The organism is Pseudomonas sp. NIBRBAC000502773, from assembly GCF_006517195.1.
Classification (GTDB): Bacteria; Pseudomonadota; Gammaproteobacteria; order Pseudomonadales; family Pseudomonadaceae; genus Aquipseudomonas; species Aquipseudomonas marginalis.
Window position 1 is genome coordinate 4,850,608 of sequence record NZ_CP041189.1, and the last position, 16,336, is coordinate 4,866,943.

Genomic DNA, 16,336 nt, shown 5'->3' on the forward strand with positions numbered 1-16,336 from the left:
TATGACACTGCGCACGAGCAATCAACTGTTCGACGCTTACTTCACCGCTGACAGCATGGCCGAGGTGTTCTGCGACCAGGGACGCTTGCAGGGCATGCTCGATTTCGAAGCCGCGCTCGCCCGGGCGCAGGCCCGGGTCGGGTTGATCCCCCAGGCCGCCGTGGCGCCGATTGCCCAGGCGTGCCTGGCGTCGCTGTACGACGTGGATGCCCTCGGCGCGGCGATTGCCACGGCGGGGAATTCGGCGATTCCGCTGGTGAAGGCCCTGGGCAAGTTGATTGCCAGCGGGGATGCCGGGGCCGAACGTTATGTGCACCTGGGCGCGACCAGCCAGGACGTGATGGACACCGGGCTGGTGCTGCAACTGCGCCGGGCCCTGGGGTTGATCGAAACGGACCTGGCGCGTCTGGGCGACGTGCTGGCCGCCCAGGCCCAGCGTTATGCGACGACGCCGTTGGCCGGGCGTACCTGGTTACAGCACGCGACGCCGGTCACCCTGGGGATGAAGATTGCCGGTTGGCTGGGCGCGGTGACGCGCAGTCGCCAACGTTTGAAAGAACTGCAACCGCGTTTGCTGGTGCTGCAATTCGGCGGCGCGTCCGGGACGTTGGCGGCACTCGGTGAACACGCCATGCCGGTGGCCGAGGCGCTGGCGGCGGAGTTGCAACTGAGCTTGCCTGAACAACCCTGGCACACCCAACGGGATCGTCTGGTGGAGTTCGCCTCCGTCCTGGGCCTGATCGCCGGTAGCCTCGGCAAACTGGGCCGCGATATCAGCCTGCTGATGCAAACCGAAGCGGCCGAAGTGTTCGAGCCGTCGGCGCCCGGCAAGGGCGGTTCGTCGACCATGCCGCACAAACGCAACCCGGTGGGCGCCGCTGTGCTGATCAGCACCGCCACGCGCGTGCCCGGCCTGGTGGCGACGATGTTCAGCGCCATGCCCCAGGAACATGAACGCAGCCTGGGCCTGTGGCACGCCGAATGGGAAACCTTGCCGGAGATTTGCCGCCTGGTGTCCGGGGCCTTGAAACAAGCGCTGCTGGTGAGCGAAGGGTTGGAAGTCGACCCCGGACGCATGGCCCACAACCTCGACCTGACCCAAGGGCTGGTGCTGGCCGAAGCCGTCAGCATCGTGCTGGCTCAACGCCTGGGCCGGGAAACCGCGCACCACCTGCTGGAGCAATGCTGCAAACGCGCCGTCGCAGAAGGGCGCCACTTGCGCGCGGTGCTGGCGGACGAACCGCAGGTCACCGCCGAGTTGTCCGCCCCTGAGTTGGACCGCCTGCTCGACCCGGCCCACTACCTGGGCCAGGCGCCCACCTGGGTCACTCGCGCTGTCACCGAACACTTTGCATTGAACGCCTAAGGAGAACGCTGTGGCTTTCGTACAACTCGCCGAGGGCGAACTGCGTTACCAACTCGATGGCCCCGTGGACGCACCGGTGCTGGTGCTGTCCAACTCGCTGGGCACCGACCTGCATATGTGGGATATCCAGATCCCGGCGTTGACCGAGCATTTCCGGGTGTTGCGTTTCGACACCCGTGGCCACGGCAAATCCCTGGTGACCGAGGGACCGTACAGCATCGAGCAGTTGGGCCACGACGTGATCGCACTGCTGGATGCGCTGGATATTCAGCGTGCGCACTTTTGCGGGCTGTCCATGGGCGGCTTGATCGGCCAATGGCTGGGGATTAATGCCGGTGAGCGCCTGCAGCGCCTGGTGGTGTGCAACACCGCCGCCAAAATCGGCACGCCGGAGATCTGGAACCCACGGATCGAGATGGTCCAGCGGGATGGCGCGGCGGCCATGGTGGCCTTGCGCGATGCGTCGATTGCGCGCTGGTTCACCGCCGATTTTGCGGCAGCCAACCCGCACCAGGCCAAGCAGATCACCGACATGCTTGCCGCGACTTCGCCCCCAGGTTACGCGGCCAACTGCGCCGCCGTGCGTGATGCGGATTTCCGTGAGCAGTTGTCGAAGATCAAGGCGCCAACCCTGGTGATTGCCGGCACTGAAGATGCCGTCACGCCACCGGCCGGTGGTCACTTTATCCAGCACCATGTGCAGGGCGCCGAGTACGCCGAGTTCTACGCCGCGCACCTGTCCAACGTACAGGCTGGCGCTGCATTCAGTGACCGGGTTATCAAATTCCTGCTGGCCCGCTGAGGCCGCTGTTGTGGCAACTGGCTCGTTGTGGCAAGTGGGCTTCCTGTGGCAAGCGGGCTTCTTGTGGTGAGCGGGCTTGCCCCGCGCTGGGCTGCGAAGCAGCCCCAATACGGACGCCGAATTATTTCAGACAGACCGTGGCGCCTGATTTGGGGCCGCTTCGCGCCCCAGCGCGGGGCAAGCCCGCTCACCACAAGAAGCCCGCTCACCACAGGTCATCGAGTTGAAATTTTATTGAACCAGGAGTTTTTTGTGGACGAGAAACAACGTTACGCCGACGGCCTGCAAGTGCGCCGCGAAGTGCTGGGCGATGCCCATGTCGACCGCAGCCTCAATGCCGTGACCGAGTTCAACAGCGAGTTCCAGGACATGATCACCCGCCACGCCTGGGGTGACATCTGGACCCGCCCCGGGCTGCCTCGCCACACCCGCAGCCTGATCACCATCGCCATGCTGATCGGCATGAACCGCAATGAAGAGCTCAAGCTGCACCTGCGCGCCGCCGCCAGCAATGGCGTAACCCGTGCCGAGATCAAGGAAGTGTTGATGCAGAGCGCGATCTATTGCGGGATACCGGCGGCGAATGCAACGTTCCACCTGGCTGAATCAGTGTGGGATGAACTGGGGGTAGAATCCCGCCAGCCGAAGTAACAGGCTCAGGCCAGCCTTGTCGTGTAGACCCTCTTGCGCAACGGAAGTCCCATCTCTTCTTTCAGGCCGTTCTCGGTAAATTCCCGTGGATTGGTGGTGGTTTTCGCGGTGCTGGGGTCGCCGTCGAAATCAACCGGGGGGACTGTCGTTTGCAGACCGATCGCCTGCCGCTCTATGTTGGGTTCGCGTTCCTGGTGAGTGTCGGGTGTTGCAGTTTCTCCCTTTAGATTTTGACCTGTAGCACCCGCGAATGCGTGTCCCCTCTCATGAGCGAGGCTGCTGATCGGGGGGGAACTGTCGTCATACATATACATCGGGTTGTAATTGATCGTACCCAGGTCAGCCGTTTCTCCCGCTTTACCCTCCACGATGTAACCCAACTGTGAATCGGTCAGTGATTCGACGTCGCCGCCCGCTTGAAGATACCGTTGAATGGCTTGGGTGTTGAAGCCGTAGGTCATGTCATCACGGGTGTCCAGCTCGCGCAGGGTGACTGGCGCGTTGTTGCGCGCCGCCAGTTCGTCCTCTTTCTTCAAGGACTGCTGGCCTATGGGCGACATTCTCAATAGCTCCAGATCGTCTTCGACCCGCTGTCTGAACTCCGCGGAACCCTCGACCAGATAGGCTGTTTTGCCGGCGTCACTGGGCGTTACATCAAACCTGCGTGAGTTGAGCGAGCGGATCACATTATCCGAAGGTTTGGCGTAGATAACCGTGTTGTCATGGTAAGACCTCACGTTGTTACTATCCCTGCCGGTGTAAATGACCGAACTGCCATGACTGACCATCAGGTTGTCACCACCGCCACCGTGCATCACGGTGTGGCCATTTTTGGCGATCATGAAGTCGTGACCGCGCCCCCCGTCCATATGCACCACTCGGTTGGCAGGGCCCTTCACGGCCTGAAGGTGGTCGTCGCCATTGTCGCCATAAAGCGCACTGCTGCCACTGCCCGCGATCAGCGTGTCGTTGCCTTCTCCGCCCGATGCGACCCCACGCTCCCTGCCCATCACGATAAAGTCGTCGCCAGCGCCGCCCTTGATTTGGGTGGTACCGCCACCACCACGGGCGTAGTCGTCACCGTCTCCCAGGTCGATCCTGATGGGGGTCGTCACGTCTGGAGCCACTACCACGCTGTCGTTGCCGCCGTGGGTCTTGATATACAGGGGTTGGACCATGCCCGCCTCGGGGCGATTGAGCAGCTCAAGGGTGTAGGCTTTACCGTTGACGGTAGCGAGCAGCTTTCCATCGGAGGTACGTCTGATGTTCACCCGGTCTGCATGGTTGCCTGTTTCCAAAACGATTTGACTGAATATTGTGCTGACGTCGCCGTTTTGCGCGGCGCTGAATTCAACCTCCTGGGAGATTTTTACGTGCTTGTCCTGAAACAGGACCTCGCTGTTTACGTAGCTTTTGTGTCCCAGGGCGACTTCGGGAGTCGGTCGGGAGGCGGGGGTCAGGGCATCGGAATCAGGGCGTTTGTATTTGATGTGGACTGGGGGTTCTGGCGTTGCCGGTGATGGGCTGTTGGTGTAATTCGTCAGCACGGGCGTGGGCGCAGGGATAGTCATGGTTGGGCTCGATCGTGGTGGGCAGGTGTTCCTTTGAGTGGCGGGAGGGGAAATGCTGTTCCAAGGGAAAAGCAGTCAAACGCTGTCTTGATGTTGCATGCCTTAAGAGCGGCCTGGAGTTAATGGGAGTCGGCGTCCCACACCCAATTCCACACGCCCGGCAGATGCACTGCTTCATTCACGTCTTTGACCGTACGCGCCAATGCCGCGCGTTGCAGGGCGGCCGTATCGGTGTAGAACGGTTCGGCTGCGGTCTTCATGCCATTGACTCGTGCGCTGTCCAGCAGGATCTGCAGGTATTCCTGCATATGCCGCGCGGTATAGCGGTTGATATCGTGGAAGGTCACCACCACCGGTATCACGCCGTCCACCGTCGGTAACTCCCCCAATGCGATGCGCTCGCGCACCACCGACAGTTGTCGATACAGGTTGGCGCGGCGGCGTGGGCTGCCATTGAAGCCCCAGATCTTGCCGTCATTGGCGCTCAGGTCAGTCAGCAGGACCTGCATGCCGTGGCGCTGGTAGGCGGCGAAGGTGCGTCGGTCGTAGTTCCAGAACGGCGGGCGGACCAGCACGGGCGGCGCGCCGGTGATCGAGGCGATATCGCTCGCTCCCTGGCTGAGGGTGCGCTCCAGCTCGGCATCATTCAGCCAGCGGTGGTTGGTATGAAAGGTCGTGGCAGTGTGAAAAGCCAGCACATGCCCGCCGGCGTATTCACGCGCCATCGTCTTGCGCCCCCGCGTGCTGCCGCCGGAACGCGACGATTCTGTCTGCAGGAAGAACACCGCCTTGATCCCCGGTAGCACCGGGTTGTGCGCCAGGTCGGCGAGCACTGAACGGCTGGGGTTGTTGTAGCCCGAGGCGCTGGGGCCGTCATCGAAGGTCAGCAAAAAACGGATCGGCGCCTGGGCTTGCAGGCGTTGCTCGGTCTGCGCGGTCAGGGCGATGGGCGCGCCGATACAGCCGCTGAGGCTCAAGGCCAGGGCAAGCACGGCGGATGCGATGGCAAAGGATTTCATGGTGTGCGCAGGCTCGGATAAGAGGCCGCTGCTGTGCGGATCAGCAGCGGCAGGCGCGCACGATACAGTAAGTGTCGCGCCGGATTACAGCAGACTTATCGGGTAACTGACGATCAACCGGTTTTCGTCGAACTCGTTGTTGCTGTAGTCGCGGCGCATGCTCGAATTGCGCCAGCGCACCGTAAGGTTTTTCACCACGCCGCTTTGAACGGTATAACCCAATTCGCTTTCGCGGCCCCATTCCTTGCCATCGGTGATGGTGCCGGTGTGCACGTTGCTGCCGCTGATATAGCGGTTCATCAGGGTCAGGCCCGGTACGCCGAGGGCGGCGAAGTTGTAGTCGTGGCGCACCTGCCAGGATTTTTCCTCGGCGTTGTCGTAACTCGAGTTGTAGCTGTCGTTGGCCAGGGTGCCGCCGCTGGTGCCGTTGACGCGCATCCACGCGCTGTTGCCGGTGAGTTTTTGCAGGCCGACGTAAAAGGTGTTGCCGCCATACTTGGCCGAGAACAGACCGGACCAGGTTTTGTTGTCCAGGTCGCCGGCGCGGGCGCTGCCGTCGTCCTTGCCATAGAAGAACCCGAGGTTGGCGCCCAGGGTCCAGTCGCCCAGGGGCTGGCTGTGGATCAGGTTGACGAACTGCTGGCTGTAGATGTCCTTGAGCTGGGCGTTCCACACGCCGATCTGGGTGCGTTTGTCGTTGAAGGCGTACTCGCCGCCCTGGAAGTTGAAGCGGTCCGAGGTGAACGCGGTTTTGCCGACCATCGACATGTCCGACATGCTGCTGTCGTCGCGCGGGCTGTTGGCGCGGAACTGGCCACCGTACAGGGTCAGGCCGTCGATTTCCTTCGAGGTGATCTGCCCGCCGCGCAGGGTTTGCGGCAGGGAGCGGCCATCGTCGGCACGCAGGATCGGCAGCACCGGCATCCATTCGCCGACCTTCACTTCGGTCTTGGAAATACGCGCCTTGAACGCCACGCCGAGACGTCCGAATTCATCCGCAGGGCGGCCATCGTGGTCCAGCGGCAACAACTGGGTGCCGCCGGTACCGCGCCCGCCATCGAGCTTCAACGAGTACAGCCCCAGCACATCCACACCGAAACCGACGGTGCCTTGGGTAAAGCCGGACTTGGCATCGAGGATGAAACTCTGCGTCCACTCCTGCGCGCCACCCTGGGTTTTGGTGGGGTTGGTGAAATTGCGGTTGAAGAAGAAATTACGCAGGTTGAGGTTGGCGCTGGCGTCCTCCAGAAAACCGTGTTCTTCGGCGACGACGGGCAGGGCAAGACTGGCGATAGCGGTGGCCAGCAGGAGCCGGCGCGGGTGAAAAGTGCTCATGGTGGTGGACCTGTTGTTATTGGGTTTATGCAGGTGGCGGCCATGGTGCGGGGCGGTGCGGGGGCGGTTCAATCGGGGCAGGGCGGGTTGTGGGCGATGATCGAACGCAAGTTGCCGGGCGCTGAGGCCCGGCCTTGGCGGGTTATCGCTTGGGCAGGTCGAAGTGGGTCCAGGGCACAGTCGGCAGGTAGTGTTGCGCAGCTACGATCAGCGCCACCATCACCACCAGGAACACCCCTTGCAGAGGGCTCCAGAAGGCCCAGTGCAGGCCGTTCAGCCAGGGGTAGCCTTCGGCGAACTTCTGGCTCATATGACCGATGCGTTTTTTGTGCAGCAGGTTGATCAGCAGCGCGCCGGCATAGGTCACCGCACCCAGTACACCGAGCATCAAGCCGCAGGCCACCAGCATGATCGCCTGCGGTACGCCGTGGCGAATCACCAGCCAGTAGTCGTTGGGGTTGATTCGCCTGGGGATCAGGTACTGGCTCAGCCACACATCCAGCACCCGATAGGTTGAACTCATCCCGGCCCACATTTGGGTGACGCGAAAGCCAACGGCCGCCGGCACGAACGCCATCAGCATGAAAATGACCAGCGACATCCCGTCCATTCTGTCTGGCTTATCGTGGGCGATGCTCAGGCCAAGCCCCAAAGCGAAGACGGCCCATAGCCGGATAAACACCTGGGTGTAGATCGGCCGGGGCACGAATTTGCGCCAAAAGAACAGGTCTGTTTGAGGCAGGCGCTCGACCAGTTGCGGATAGCGCCAGGTCAGTGTTTGCGCCAGGTGCTGGCAGGCGTTCCACTCGTTCTCGCCAAACCCATCGATCATGCGTTTGTGTTGCGTGGCGGACATCGGCGTCAGCAGCAGGCGCGCGGCCAGGGCATCGGCTGATGTGCGCCGCGTGTCCTGGGCCTTGTCCTGCAAGTTGGCGTAGAAACTTTCCTGCTCGCAACGCGACACCAATTCTCGCCACATCCACGCCGGTTCCGGGTAGACGCCTTTCTGGTCGTCCCAGCCGAAGGCCTGGCACACGCGCTCGAACAGCGGCACGCTCCACTGGGTGTCATGCAGCAGGTGCAGGACGATGCGCTGCCATTGCTGTTGCAGGTCGAACACCCGTAGCCAGGGTTGGTCGTTGTACTGCGTGAGCTGGGTGATGAACTCGCGCTCGGCCTTTTGCTCCAGCAGTTCCTGCAGGGTGCGGCGGTAGTCTTGCAGCAGCTCGCCGGTCAGTGCTTCGTATTGCCAGGACGTCATCGCCACCTGCTGCCAGGGGGTCAGCCATTCCAGGTGTTGCGCGGCCCAACCGGCGATGGCGCTGCGTTCGCCCGGTGCTTCGAAACAATGGCGCAACAGGCCGGCCTGGAACGCATCGGTGCAGCCCTGTTGCCGAGCCTGGGCCCAGCGTTCATCGAGGTTACCCGCGTTAAGGCCGTCGAGCAGTGCCTGGGCCGGGTCCGGTGTGGGGGCGTCGAAGGGCGCCGGGCTGACGGGGCTGATGTCCATCAGTTCGGCCAGGTCATTCAGGTTGGCGTAGGCCGCTTCGGCCACGGGCGCCTGGACGGGTTCTGCCTCTTCGTTATCCGCTCGCCAGCGTGCTTCATTCAGCGCGTGCTCATAGGCCTCGCGCAGGCGCTGGAAGCCTTGGGCGTCGTCGTCCGGGCGGCAGCCTTTGAGCAACCGCGCATAGCTGCGCTTGATGCTGCGCTCGTCGGCGTCCTCCGGCAGTTGCAGTACGGTCCAGCAATCCATCGGTGTGCCCTCAGCGCCAGAACCCGTTGTCGAGTTGCTCAAGTTGACGGCTCAGTTCGCTGCGCGCTTCGCGGATGCGGCGTTCGTCCTGGGTGTCGAGTACCTGCTGGAACTGCGCCGCCCAATGGCCGAGCTGTTCGCGCAGCTCGCCCAGGTTTTCCTGGTAGAGCCGTTCGAGGCGGGCGACGAGCACGGTGTTGACCTGCTGGTCGCGGGGGTGGACCTTCAACTGCGCCAGGGCTTGCAGGCGTTGCTGGATCTCCTGCGGGTTGAGCACGCCGGGGTTGTTCTCGATCACCAGCGAATGCTGCTCGCCGGTCAGCGGGATATTCACCTGGGCTTCCAGCAGGCCGTTGTTGTCGTAGGTGAAACGCACGTCCAGGGAGACTTCACCGGCCTTGCGCTTGGGCACTGGAATATCCAGTTGGCCCAGCTCGATGTTGTCTTTGACCAGGCGGCTTTCGCCCTGGTAGATCTTCAGCAGTACGTGGGCCTGGTCGTCGTGCAGGGTGACCACGCTTTTGACCCGACTGACCGGCACGCTGCTGTTGCGTTCGATCAACGGCAGGTAATGGCCGCTTTCGATATGGCCGCCGTACTGGTTGGAGGTTTCGATGCCCAGGGTGTAGGGGCAGACGTCGGTCAGCACCACTTCTTCGAGGGCCGCGGAACGGGCCTTGAGGGCGGCCTGGATCGCCGCACCATGGGCGACCACCTGGTCGGGGTCGAGGCTGATGGACGGAAAGCGCCCAAACAGGCCTGCGGCAAGCTTACGTACCAGCGGCATGCGCGTGGTGCCGCCCACCAGCAGGATTTCATCCAGGTCGCCGACCCGAATTCGCGCATCGCGCAGGGCGCGTTCGATCGGCGCGCGCAGGCGTTCCAGCAGCGGCGTGTAGAGCTTGGCCAGTTCCTGTTGGGTGATGGTTTTTGTCCATTGCTGGCCGTCGACGCGCAGGGCGAACTCGGCGCTGTCGTCCTGGCCCAGGGCTTTGCGTACGCGCTCGGCTTCGCGGCGCAGAGCTTGCAGCACCGTGCTGGTGGGCGGGAAACCCGTGGCGTTGCGTTGGCTGTCGACAAAGTGTTCGAGCAATAGGGTGTCGAAGTCTTCGCCACCGAGGAAGTTGTCACCGGCGCTGGCACGCACTTCCATCACCCCGTCGAACAGCTCGATGATCGACACGTCGAAGGTGCCGCCGCCAAGGTCGAAGACCAGGAACGAGGTTTCTTTATCCCGCTGGTGCAGGCCGTAGGCCAAGGCCGCGGCGGTCGGTTCGTTGATCAGTTTCTCAACGCTGAGCCCCGCCAGTTCACCGGCGATGCGCGTGGCCTTGCGTTGGCCGTCACTGAAATAGGCGGGCACGCTGATCACCGCGTCGGTAACGGTTTGGCCGTAGGTGCGCTCGATGTCTTCCTTGAGGCTTTTGAGTACCAGCGCCGAGAGTTCTTCGGGGCGGAACGAGCGGTCGCCCAGGCGCACTTCGGTGGCGCTGCCCATGTAGCGCTTGAACAGCGAGGTGGTCAGGTGCGGATGGGTGTGCAGGCGCTCTTTGGCGGCCTGGCCTACCAGGACACGGCCTTGGTCATCCAGCCCGACCACGCTGGGGGTCAGCAACTGGCCCAGGGCATTGGGCACCATTTCGGCGGCATCGCCGCGCCAGACGGCTGCGAGACTGTTGGTGGTCCCCAGGTCGATTCCTACGATCATTACGACAAGCTCCCTCTGTGGTCTGTAAGAATCTGTGACAGATTTTACCCTGAAAGGTTGAGCGCAAAGCAAGGCGGGAGCGCTTTGTGGCTCGCCACAAAAACATTCCGTCCATCGCAAGGCCCCGATGACCGGGCATAAAAAAACCGCTTCCAGTAAGGCAAGCGGTTTTGTTTACAACGGCGCTATCAGAACAACTTCAACGCCGGTGCTTCTTCTTTCAACGGCTCGTTCTTCGCGGTCTGCTCGTTCCAGCCACCGCCGAGGGCCTTGTACAGGTTGACCTCGCTGGTCAGCTGCGCCAGGCGGTCGGTGATCAGCGATTGCTGGGCACTGAACAGTTGGCGCTGGGCGTCGAGGAAGGTCAGGTTGCTGTCGACACCGATGCGGTAGCGACGCTCGGCCAGGCGGTAGTAATCCTGGTTGGCCGCGACGAAGCCACGCTGGGCCTCCAGCTGCTGCTTGTAGGTCTCACGCGCGGCGAGGCCGTCGGAGACTTCCTGGAAGCCGGTCTGGATCGCCTTCTCGTAGTTCGCCACGTTGATCTCTTTCTGGATCTTCGAGTAGTCCAGGCTGGCGCGCAGGCTGCCGGCGTTGAAGATCGGGATGTTGATCTGCGGGGCGAACGACCAGGTGCCCGAACCGCCTTTGAACAGGCCGCCCAGGGTAGGGCTGGCGGTACCGGCGCTGGCGGTCAGGCTGATGCTCGGGAAGAACGCTGCACGGGCCGCACCGATGTTGGCGTTGGCGGCCTTGAGGTTGTACTCGGCCTGCACGATGTCGGGACGACGTTGCAGCAGGTCCGAGGGCAAGCCGGCCGGTACGTCGCTGAGCAGGTCATCCGACAGCGGCTTGCTGGCGATATTCGCCGGCAGGCCGGTGCCCAGCAGCAGGGTCAGGTTGTTTTCGTCCTGGGCCACCTGGCGGGTGTAGCGTGCCAGTGCCACACGGGCATTTTCCACCGAGGTGCGCGCCTGGCTGAGGTCGAGGGCCGAAGCCACGCCGACTTCATTGCTGCGCGAGGTCAGCTTGAAGCTCTGCTCGTAAGCGCCGAGGGTGTCCTGGGTCAGCTTGAGCAGTTCCTTGTCGGCCTGCCAGGTCAGGTAGGCATTCGCCACGCTGGCCACCAGGCTGATCTGGGTGCTGCGCCGTGCCTCTTCAGTGGCGAAGTACTTTTGCAGCGCTTCTTCACTCAGGCTGCGCACACGACCGAACAGGTCCAGCTCATAAGAACTGATCCCGAGGCCGGCCGAGTACTGGCTGGTGATGGTCGATTCGCCGGTCTGCGACAGCTTGGCCGGGGTGCGCGAACGGCTGCCGCTGCCCGTGGCCGATACGGCCGGGAACAGGTCGGCACGCTGGATCTGGTACTGCGCCGCATACGCGTCGATGTTCAGGGCCGCGACACGCAGGTCACGGTTGTTCACCAGCGCGGTCTGGATCAGCTGTTGCAGGGCAGGGTCATGGAAAAACTGCTTCCAGCCCTGCTCTGCAGCGGCCTGGCCCGGCGCCTGGGCCGACGAATACGCCGGCCCCTGTGGGAACTGAGCTGCCACCGGCGCTTCAGGGCGCTGGTAGTCAGGGATCAGCGAGCAGCCACTGAGCACGAATGCGGTGACGGCTAAGGAAAGTAGCGACTTGCTCATTGGCCAGCCTCTTGAGGAGTTTGCTTAGGTTCAGTCTTTTTACGTTCGCCCATGGCGGACACGCTCGCGAAGAACAGTGGCACCCAGAAGATCGCCAGCACCGTGGCCGTGATCATACCGCCAATTACACCGGTACCGATTGCGTGCTGGCTGCCTGAGCCGGCGCCCGAGGAGATCGCCAGCGGCAACACGCCGAGGACGAACGCCATGGAGGTCATGATGATCGGCCGCAGGCGCATCCGCGAGGCTTCGATGGCCGCCTCGACGATGCCTTTGCCTTGCTCGTGGAGTTCCTTGGCGAACTCCACGATCAGGATGGCGTTCTTCGCTGCCAGGCCCACCGTCACCAGCAAGCCCACCTGGAAGAACACGTCGTTGGACAAGCCGCGCATGCTGGTGGCGATCAACGCACCCACCACGCCCAATGGAACCACCAGGATCACTGCGATCGGGATCGACCAGCTTTCGTACAGCGCCGCGAGGCACAGGAACACCACCAGCAGCGACAGCGCATACAGTGCCGGCGCCTGGGAGCCGGACAGGCGTTCTTCATACGACAGGCCCGTCCAGGCGTAGCCCACGCCCGCCGGCAACTCCTTGGCGATGCGTTCGACTTCGGCCATGGCGTCACCGGTACTGTAGCCCGGTGCCGGGGTACCGAGGATTTCCATCGCCGCTACACCGTTATAACGCGAGAGCTTCGGCGAGCCGTAGATCCACTTGCCCGAGGCGATGGCCGACAACGGCACCATCTTCCCGGAGTCGCTGCGCACGTACCATTTGTTCAGGTCTTCCGGGGACATCCGGCTGGCGGCTTCACCTTGCACGTAAACCTTCTTCACCCGACCACGGTCGATGAAGTCGTTGACGTAGCTGCCACCCAAGGCAATCGCCAGGGTCTGGTTGATGTTGGACAGCGTGATGCCCTGGGCACTGGCCTTCTCGTCGTCGACGGTGAGCTCGTATTGCGGCTCATCGTTCACGCCGTTGGGGCGCACACCGGCCAGGATCTTGCTCTGGGCAGCCATGCCCAGGAACTGGTTACGCGCAGCCATCAGCTTTTCATGGCCGACACCGCCCTGGTCTTGCAGGAACACGTCGAAACCGGTGGCGTTACCGAGTTCCAGTACAGACGGCGGCACAATGGCAAACACCATGGCGTCCTGGAAGGTCTGCATGAAGTAACCCTGGGCACGCTTGGCAATCTCGAACACCGAGGTGGACGAGTCGCGCTCATCCCACGGCTTGAGCATCACGAAGGCCAGGCCCGAACTCTGGCCACGACCGGCGAAGTTGAAGCCGTTCACGGTAAACACCGATTTCACGCCTTTGCCTTCGCCCGGCTCGCCTTCCTTGTCATTGAGCAGGTAGGCGCGCATGTCGTCGATGACTTTTTGCGTGCGTTCAGCCGACGAGCCTACCGGGGTCTGCACCTGGGCAAAGATCACGCCCTGATCTTCATCGGGCAGGAACGCAGCCGGGATGCGCATGAACAGCCAGATCATGCCGGCGATGATCAGGGCGTACACCAGGAACGCCGGGATCTTGTGCTTGATCATGTTACCCACGCCGCGCTCGTAGCTCAGTACGCCGCGGTCGAAGGTGCGGTTGAACCAGCCGAAGAAACCACGCTTGGGTTGGCCGTGTTTTTCCGGGTCGATCGGCTTGAGCATGGTGGCGCACAGGGCCGGGGTGAAGATCAGGGCAACCAGTACCGACAACGCCATGGCCGAAACGATGGTGATGGAGAACTGTTTGTAGATCACACCGGTGGAGCCGCCGAAGAACGCCATCGGCAACAGTACCGCCGACAGTACCAGGGCAATACCCACCAGGGCGCCCTGGATCTGGCCCATGGACTTGACTGTCGCCTCTTTCGGCGACAGGTGCTCCTCGGCCATTACCCGCTCGACGTTTTCCACCACGACGATGGCGTCGTCCACCAGCAGGCCGATGGCGAGGATCATGCCGAACATGGTCAATGTGTTGATGGTGAAACCGAACGCCGCGAGGATCCCGAAGGTACCCAGCAATACCACCGGTACGGTCATGGTGGTGATGATGGTGGCGCGGAAGTTCTGCAGGAACAGGAACATCACCAGGAACACCAGCACGATCGCTTCGATCAGGGTGTGCACCACACCGGAGATCGATTCGGTCACGACCGGGGTGGTGTCATACGGCACCACCGCCTTCATGCCAGGCGGGAAGAACGGTTCCAGGGACGCCACGGTGGCACGGATGGCCTTGGCGGTGTCCAGGGCGTTGGCGCCCGACGCGAGCTTGATCGCCATACCGGAAGCCGGGTTGCCGTTGAACTGCGCGCTGATGCTGTAGTTCTGGCCGCCGAGTTCGATACGCGCCACGTCACGCAGGCGAACCTGTGAGCCGTCGGCATTGACCTTCATGAGGATATTGCCGAACTGCTCAGCCGTCTGCAGTCGGGTCTTGCCGATGATGGTGGCGTTCAGCTGGTTGCCGGGCAGGGCAGGCAGGCCGCCCAATTGACCGGTGGCCACCTGGACGTTCTGTGCCGAGATGGCCGTGCTGACATCCACCGGCGTGAGCTGGAAGTTGTTCAGCTTGGCCGGGTCCAGCCAGATACGCATGGCGTACTGCGAACCGAACACCTGGAAGTCACCCACACCTGCGGTCCGGGAAATCGGGTCCTGGATGTTGGAAACGATGTAGTTGGACAAGTCATCCTTGGTCATGCTGCCGTCTTCCGACACCAGGCCGATCACCATCAGGAAGTTCTTTACCGACTTGGTTACGCGGATACCCTGTTGCTGCACTTCCTGCGGCAGCAATGGGGTCGCCAGGTTCAGCTTGTTCTGTACCTGAACCTGGGCGATGTCCGGGTTGGTACCCTGGTTGAACGTCGCGGTGATGGTCATGCTGCCGTCGGAGTTACTGTCCGAGGCCACATAACGCAGGTTGTCGATACCGTTGAGCTGTTGCTCGATGACCTGCACCACGGTGTCCTGCACGGTTTGTGCGGACGCGCCTGGGTAGGTCACCTGGATGTCGATGGCGGTTGGCGCGATGGCCGGGTATTGGTTGATGGGCAACTTCAGGATCGACAGTGCCCCGACCAGCATGATCACCAGGGCAATTACCCAGGCGAAAATGGGACGGTCGATAAAAAATTTCGACATGGATTACTCCCCCTGGCCAGGCGCGGCAGCAGGAGCAGCGGCGGAACCGGCGGGCTTGGCGTTGTCAGCCTCCTTGACCTTGACCTCCACACCCGGCTTGACGTACTGCAGGCCTTCGGTGATCACGCGGTCACCGGCGTTCAGGCCTTTCTCCACCAGCCAATAAGCGCCGGCGGTGCGGTTGGCCACCAGCACACGCTGCTCGACCTTGTTGTCGGCGTTGACCACCAGCGCTGTCGGGATGCCCTTGAGGTCGCGGGTCACGCCTTGCTGTGGCGCGAGGATCGCCTTGCTGTTCACGCCGGCTTGCAGCTGGGCGTGCACGAACATGCCCGGCAGCAGGGTGTGGTCAGGGTTGGGGAACACGGCGCGCAGGGTCACGGAGCCGGTGGTCTGGTCGACCGAGACTTCGGAGAATTCCAGTTTGCCGTCATGGCCGTAGTCGCTGCCGTCTTCCAGGGTCAGCTTGACCTTGGCGGCGTTGGCGCCGGCTTTTTCCAGTTGGCCGCTTTCCAGGTCGCGGCGCAGTTTCAGCATTTCAGCCGAAGACTGCGTGACGTCGACATAGATCGGGTCCAGTTGCTGGATTACCGCCATGGCATCGGTCTGGCCATTGCTGACCAGCGCGCCTTCGGTCACCGAAGAACGACCGATACGCCCGGAGATCGGCGCGAACACTTTGGTGTAGCGCACGTTGATCTGGGCGGTTTGCACGTTTGCTTCCGCAGTCATGCGGTTGGCCACGGCGGTGTCGTATTCCTGGCGGCTGACGGCTTGCTCATCGACCAACTGCTTGTAGCGGTCGGAGATGGACTTGGTCTGGGTCAGGCTGGCTTGTGCGCTTTTCAGCGTGGCTTCATAGACCGACGGATCGATCTGATAGAGCTGCTGGCCTTCCTTCACATCCGCACCTTCCTTGAACAGGCGCTTGAGGATGATGCCGTTGACCTGTGGGCGAACTTCCGCGATGCGGTAGGCGGTGGTGCGGCCGGGCAGCTCGGACGTCAGGGTATAGGCTTGCGGTTGAATGGTGACCACGCCGACCTGAGGGATTTGAGCGGGCGGAGCCGCTTCTTCCTTTTTACATCCGCTGAGCAGCGATGCCAGGGCGACGGCAGTGACCAGAGCGGTAACAGCTGGCTTAAGTTGCATGAAGATCCTCGGGTCAGGCGCGCAGGGTGCGCACAAGAAGTGTGGAAGGGTAAAAAACAAGCTGTGAGTGGATAAGTAGCTTGCTACGCAATATACTTACGTTCATGGTTGTTTGTAAACTCTTGACAGGCTTCGCGGATTGTTGACAAAGCAGGCCAAAAGTCTCGATTCC

11 protein-coding genes are annotated in these 16,336 nt (G+C 62.3%); 3 read left to right on the forward strand and 8 right to left on the reverse strand.

The window, feature by feature from the left end; all coding sequences use genetic code 11:
• Position 1 precedes the first annotated feature (1 nt).
• From NIBR502773_RS22380 to pcaC, 3 genes are all read left to right on the forward strand, one after another.
• Positions 2-1,366 carry a 3-carboxy-cis,cis-muconate cycloisomerase gene (locus tag NIBR502773_RS22380; RefSeq protein ID WP_141156957.1) on the forward strand — a complete coding sequence of 455 codons (1,365 nt, stop codon included), beginning with the start codon at positions 2-4 and terminating at the stop codon, positions 1,364-1,366.
• A gap of 10 nt (positions 1,367-1,376) precedes the next feature.
• Positions 1,377-2,168: a 3-oxoadipate enol-lactonase gene (pcaD, locus tag NIBR502773_RS22385; protein ID WP_141156958.1), complete on the forward strand. Its 792-nt coding sequence runs from the start codon at positions 1,377-1,379 to the stop codon at positions 2,166-2,168.
• Between the two features lie 252 nt (positions 2,169-2,420).
• Positions 2,421-2,819 (forward strand): 4-carboxymuconolactone decarboxylase, encoded by a 399-nt coding sequence (gene pcaC / locus NIBR502773_RS22390; protein WP_141156959.1) that lies wholly within the window; start codon positions 2,421-2,423, stop codon positions 2,817-2,819.
• Between the two features lie 5 nt (positions 2,820-2,824).
• Here the strand turns inward: pcaC and NIBR502773_RS22395 are convergent, their stop codons facing one another.
• The 8 genes from NIBR502773_RS22395 to NIBR502773_RS22430 all read right to left on the reverse strand — a co-directional run bounded on the left by NIBR502773_RS22395 (position 2,825) and on the right by NIBR502773_RS22430 (position 16,164).
• On the reverse strand, positions 2,825-4,390 hold the full coding sequence (locus NIBR502773_RS22395) for a M91 family zinc metallopeptidase (protein WP_141156960.1): 1,566 nt from the start codon (positions 4,388-4,390) through the stop codon (positions 2,825-2,827).
• A gap of 119 nt (positions 4,391-4,509) precedes the next feature.
• Positions 4,510-5,409 carry a polysaccharide deacetylase family protein gene (locus NIBR502773_RS22400; protein ID WP_141156961.1) on the reverse strand — a complete coding sequence of 300 codons (900 nt, stop codon included), beginning with the start codon at positions 5,407-5,409 and terminating at the stop codon, positions 4,510-4,512.
• 84 nt (positions 5,410-5,493) lie between these two features.
• Positions 5,494-6,744, reverse strand: a complete 1,251-nt coding sequence (locus tag NIBR502773_RS22405; protein ID WP_141156962.1) for an OprD family porin — start codon at positions 6,742-6,744, stop codon at positions 5,494-5,496.
• Positions 6,745-6,886: 142 nt separating this feature from the next.
• The gene (locus NIBR502773_RS22410; protein ID WP_141156963.1) at positions 6,887-8,500 is read right to left on the reverse strand and encodes a J domain-containing protein; all 1,614 of its coding nucleotides are present in this window, start codon (positions 8,498-8,500) and stop codon (positions 6,887-6,889) included.
• Between the two features lie 10 nt (positions 8,501-8,510).
• The gene (locus NIBR502773_RS22415; RefSeq protein ID WP_027604396.1) at positions 8,511-10,208 is read right to left on the reverse strand and encodes a molecular chaperone HscC; all 1,698 of its coding nucleotides are present in this window, start codon (positions 10,206-10,208) and stop codon (positions 8,511-8,513) included.
• 188 nt (positions 10,209-10,396) lie between these two features.
• On the reverse strand, positions 10,397-11,854 hold the full coding sequence (gene adeC, locus NIBR502773_RS22420) for an AdeC/AdeK/OprM family multidrug efflux complex outer membrane factor (RefSeq protein ID WP_027604394.1): 1,458 nt from the start codon (positions 11,852-11,854) through the stop codon (positions 10,397-10,399).
• Positions 11,851-15,012, reverse strand: a complete 3,162-nt coding sequence (locus NIBR502773_RS22425) for an efflux RND transporter permease subunit (protein WP_092487781.1) — start codon at positions 15,010-15,012, stop codon at positions 11,851-11,853. Before NIBR502773_RS22425 ends, adeC begins: the two co-directional genes overlap by 4 nt.
• Before the next feature lie 3 nt (positions 15,013-15,015).
• Positions 15,016-16,164: an efflux RND transporter periplasmic adaptor subunit gene (locus NIBR502773_RS22430; protein ID WP_141156964.1), complete on the reverse strand. Its 1,149-nt coding sequence runs from the start codon at positions 16,162-16,164 to the stop codon at positions 15,016-15,018.
• Positions 16,165-16,336 lie beyond the last annotated feature (172 nt).

What these genes read in the sequence shown, in the direction of transcription:
- NIBR502773_RS22380 (WP_141156957.1), top strand. Translation starts at nt 2, where the DNA reads ATGACACTGCGCACGAGCAATCAACTGTTCGACGCTTACTTCACCGCT.
- NIBR502773_RS22405 (WP_141156962.1), bottom strand. Translation starts at nt 6,744, where the DNA reads ATGAGCACTTTTCACCCGCGCCGGCTCCTGCTGGCCACCGCTATCGCC.
- NIBR502773_RS22410 (WP_141156963.1), bottom strand. Translation starts at nt 8,500, where the DNA reads ATGGATTGCTGGACCGTACTGCAACTGCCGGAGGACGCCGACGAGCGC.
- adeC (WP_027604394.1), bottom strand. Translation starts at nt 11,854, where the DNA reads ATGAGCAAGTCGCTACTTTCCTTAGCCGTCACCGCATTCGTGCTCAGT.
- NIBR502773_RS22425 (WP_092487781.1), bottom strand. Translation starts at nt 15,012, where the DNA reads ATGTCGAAATTTTTTATCGACCGTCCCATTTTCGCCTGGGTAATTGCC.
- NIBR502773_RS22400 (WP_141156961.1), bottom strand. Translation starts at nt 5,409, where the DNA reads ATGAAATCCTTTGCCATCGCATCCGCCGTGCTTGCCCTGGCCTTGAGC.
- NIBR502773_RS22395 (WP_141156960.1), bottom strand. Translation starts at nt 4,390, where the DNA reads ATGACTATCCCTGCGCCCACGCCCGTGCTGACGAATTACACCAACAGC.
- NIBR502773_RS22430 (WP_141156964.1), bottom strand. Translation starts at nt 16,164, where the DNA reads ATGCAACTTAAGCCAGCTGTTACCGCTCTGGTCACTGCCGTCGCCCTG.
- NIBR502773_RS22415 (WP_027604396.1), bottom strand. Translation starts at nt 10,208, where the DNA reads ATGATCGTAGGAATCGACCTGGGGACCACCAACAGTCTCGCAGCCGTC.